The organism is Trichlorobacter sp. (genome assembly GCF_030247655.1).
Classification (GTDB): Bacteria; Desulfobacterota; Desulfuromonadia; order Geobacterales; family Pseudopelobacteraceae; genus Trichlorobacter.
On the sequence record NZ_JAOTRZ010000256.1, the window covers coordinates 1 to 3,922 of the forward strand.

Here is a 3,922-nt window from a genome sequence, read left to right on the forward strand (position 1 = left end):
CCTCTTTAACTTCATCCAGCTTGAACGGCTTGATGATTGCTTCTACTTTTTTCACAGTCATCCTCCCTTCTCAGCAGTTAATTCTCATCTAACTTATTTAAGATTTATGCAAGCACATTGCCAAATCAGACTAATTAGATAAGTACTTATAATTATGAATTTACGTCTGACATAAAAGATTAAACCGGACAATCGCCAGCACACAAAATAGGCACAAAAACAGCCAGTAGCCTAATATTTGTGCACTTCTTTCAAGAGGATTGTCATGATGCCAACTCTTTAAGCTCCCTAATGATCTCAACCTGTCTCTGATTTATATAATAGGCAAGCGCTTGTTGAGAGTGGCGATCAGGGTGAAACTCAAGAATACACGTATAATCAGGGGCTGAGCCTAAAAGGCGGGTAATTGTACAAGCAGCGCCTATTTCTCGTAAAGAAGCGTCTTCGTGTGCTTCTAACTTTAGAATCAGGTTCACTTCTTTACCAGGCTCAATACCAGCGGGGTCAGACACTTGCAGGGCAACACCACCAAGTGAAATATCACGTACCGATGCAGGAATAATATCATTGTCCAAATATATATCTACATCAGCACGACGGTCATCAAGACAAACACGGACAAAACGGCGCAAATCAGAACGAATTTTGGCGTAATGAAAACGGGTAAGAATAGCCTTTTTGCGGGCTGTGTTTACGTAAAAGACTTCGCCAACGAGATCATCGGGCACAGGACTTTTTACATGGGCCCTGATGAGCACTTTTTTTTCAAGAGCGATTACTTTGGCTTGGTATTCATGAATTTCAAATTCAGCCATTTCATTTTCAACAGAAATCAGGCGAGCATCATATGAAACGGGAATCTCTTTATAGTAATTTAAAAAAGAAAACGTCTGCCCAACCATCCCCTTGAGGAACTGTATGATAACAAGTCCATCCTCATGTTCGGTGCCACGAATTACCTTGTCATAATAGGTAAAAAACACTCAGTATATCCTTGAAAACGAAATTGATTGGTGAGCATGTTGGAATTGCTTTGTAATTGGGAAAGCAGTATAAATATTAATGATCGATTTTTTAACAGAAAAGCGTAGCCATCACAAGCACGAATACCGATAACGATACGGATGCCCATGAATTGTCGTAGTTTCAGATTTTTTATCCTGACCTGCCTGTTATTATGTGCAGTTACAGATGTACTGCCTCTTAAAATTGCGCAGGCAGATATCTATCGTTTTGTCACCATTGATGGAGTCGAAAGCTTTACTGACAGTCCTTTGCAAAAAGATGCTCAGGTGGTAATGAGGGAAACAGTAAAAGGCACCCGTAAAAAGGCTGCTCGCACCATTTCTAAAGAATCGACCCAAACCCCAGCCCCCTCCTTAAAAGAAATTATTGAAAAAACAGTAGAGACACAAATCAATCCCGAGCATAACAGTACAGACATTGTCGAGGCATTATTGCCGGTAGATGGAACTATTACGTCAGGTGTTGGTGTCAGGGTTGATCCTGTTGATGGTCAGTTACGACACCACAATGGTATTGATATTGCCGTACCCACAGGCACTTCAGTGCATGCTGTTGCTTCAGGAGTTGTTGTATATGCAGGCCTGCGTTCAGGGTACGGCTGGACTGTACTGATTGAGCACGACAATGGCATGGTGACCCTTTACGGTCACAATAGTAAACTTAACGTTCAACAAAGCCAGGCAGTTAAAAAAGGAGAGGTCATCGCCCTTGCCGGTAGTACCGGTCGCTCTACCGGACCCCATGTTCACTTTGAGGCTTGGCAATCTGGCAACAACATTACAGCGGCTTTTATGCCCGGAAGTACCTTGAAAATTGCTTCGGCGGGCCACTCGTATCGACAGCGCGCCAATTTTCGTAAAGAAGTTTTGTCAGACGGATCAATGTTGATTACCAACATCCCCTCCTCAATCCCTTGATGCAACACCAACTTGAATACTACATACAGATGTTGATCAACGAGCTGAGTGTCAAAAGTTGTAGTATTGCCATTTGCAGTCAGAACGACACGGTCTGTAAGTCAGGCAATCAGGAGTTTGCCTTGCTGGCTGAACAGATTCTACAAAGACTGGATTGTGCCGCGATCATCATTGCAGAACCTTTACATCCATTCCCCTCTTTTCTATTACGTCGAGCAGCACCTGACACAGGTTGCATTGTGCCCAGGGATTCAGAATCTCGCTCTTCATTGCACGACATTCCCCTTATACGTAAAACTCAAGATCAGTCTCTGCTTTTAGATGTAATTTGTGAAACTTTGAGTAAAAGGAAAGGCTGCATTGTTGAAGGTCTTGGCATCATCAGCCAGGGAACACTTACTGTTGAACAGGCTTATATCGCATGGTCATCGTTGTTACATGCAACAACGGTCAAATATTTTGAAGATCTACTTACCGTCGGCACTCTCTTGCCAGAAGAGAGCGAAGCACTAGCACACTACAAAAATAATTATTTAAAGCCACTTACGTTTAATAAACAGGCCTTTTGCTCAACAACACCCTCAACATATCAAGATGTTATTGAGGAAATGAGCCTTACCGGGCAGAGCACCATTGAGCTTGGACTGGTTGATTCTTTTTTTGGTAATATTTCCTGTTTTGCAAATAATATGCTCTACATTTCCCAAACTTCTGCACGACTTGACCAATTATGCACCCAGATAGATACGGTTCCTTTTGATGGATCATCCACAGCGGGTATGACTGCTTCCAGCGAACTGCCCGCACATCGGGCTATTATACTTGCAACAAACTGTAAAGCGATACTTCATGGACATCCACGATTCCCGGTTATCATGAGTTTCTTTGCCAATTCTGATACGGTTAAAGCTTTTGATTTACTTGGTTCCTTGCCTGTTGTGAGTGGAGAAGGCGGTGTTGGCGGTTTGGCAGAGAGTCTGCCAAAAGCATTCAGTTTTTCTGATGCTAAAGCCGTTATCGTACAGGGACATGGGGTTTTTGTGATAAGCCATACCGGCTTTGGTGAAGCATTGTCAATGCTTGCCGAGGTGGAACTGTTGTGCAGAGATCTTTATTTTGAAAGACTTTATAAACGCCATCAGATTTAGTTACTAAAACCAAGAGGGGCGCGGTATCTACCGTGCCCCTCTTGGTTTTACAGTATTGTTGCTAAAACTAGCAGCCAGCAGTTTTGCGGAACAGCCTGCTCTCTTTGTTAGCGTCATCATACTTTACACGAACTTCGTCGCCAACAACAATGCGCTTGTCTTTCAGCTTGTCAACAGTCAGTTGGTCTTTAACAATAACCTGAACTTTAGCGCCTTTGCTGTCCTTGAGGGTTACGGTTGCAGCAGCACCTTGAATCTCAACCTTCTCAACTGTACCAGTAATCTTCTGCTCTGCAGCAAAAGCCAAGGAAGAAACAGACAGAAAAGCAGCCATCAGTACAACAGATACCATTTTTTTCATTGTTACATACTCCTTTATGGGATGAGAATAAACGTACTTCATATTATTCATTTATAGATATTTTCGCAAGTCTTTTCGTATGAATGATTACATTCATCGAACTGACACTCCCAATCTTTCTGTCAGAGAAGCAATAATCTTCTGGTGAACCTGCTGTACTTCATCGTCAGTCATAGTCCGGTCAGCGGCTCGATAACGCAATCGTAACGCGATACTTTTATGACCTTCAGGAACGCGGTCTCCTTGATACAGGTCAAAGATAGCAACGTCTTCCAATTCCTTTTGTTTTACGCTGGTAACGCAATCAATAAGCTGGCCAGAAGCAAGATCTAGAGGTACCAACAAGGCAAGATCCCTGACACTATCAGGGAAGCGTGAAGGAGGTGTTATTGCCTTACGTGCACCAGACAGGCGCACCAACTCTTCAAAGTTTAGCTCAAAGTAATAAACTGATCGCTCAATTTCATAGC

At 42.9% G+C, this 3,922-nt stretch carries 4 protein-coding genes and 1 pseudogene; 2 read left to right on the forward strand and 3 right to left on the reverse strand.

Going from position 1 to position 3,922, the window contains the following annotated elements; genetic code table 11:
- Window positions 1-263: 263 nt before the first annotated feature.
- A complete protein-coding gene (locus OEL57_RS15085) occupies window positions 264-983 on the reverse strand; it encodes a PilZ domain-containing protein (protein WP_300741590.1) in 720 nt (239 codons plus the stop codon).
- Window positions 984-1,130: 147 nt separating this feature from the next.
- On the opposite strand from OEL57_RS15085, the gene OEL57_RS15090 reads away from it, so the two are divergent.
- Complete coding sequence (locus OEL57_RS15090) at window positions 1,131-1,943, forward strand: M23 family metallopeptidase (protein ID WP_300741592.1); 813 nt, start codon at window positions 1,131-1,133, stop codon at window positions 1,941-1,943.
- 122 nt (window positions 1,944-2,065) lie between these two features.
- Complete coding sequence (locus OEL57_RS15095; RefSeq protein WP_300741593.1) at window positions 2,066-3,091, forward strand: class II aldolase/adducin family protein; 1,026 nt, start codon at window positions 2,066-2,068, stop codon at window positions 3,089-3,091.
- 67 nt (window positions 3,092-3,158) lie between these two features.
- On the opposite strand, the gene OEL57_RS15100 is transcribed toward OEL57_RS15095, so the two are convergent.
- On the reverse strand, window positions 3,159-3,452 hold the full coding sequence (locus OEL57_RS15100; RefSeq protein ID WP_300741595.1) for a hypothetical protein: 294 nt from the start codon (window positions 3,450-3,452) through the stop codon (window positions 3,159-3,161).
- A gap of 93 nt (window positions 3,453-3,545) precedes the next feature.
- A pseudogene (locus tag OEL57_RS15105) lies at window positions 3,546-3,922 on the reverse strand (phenylalanine--tRNA ligase subunit beta); the annotation flags it as partial.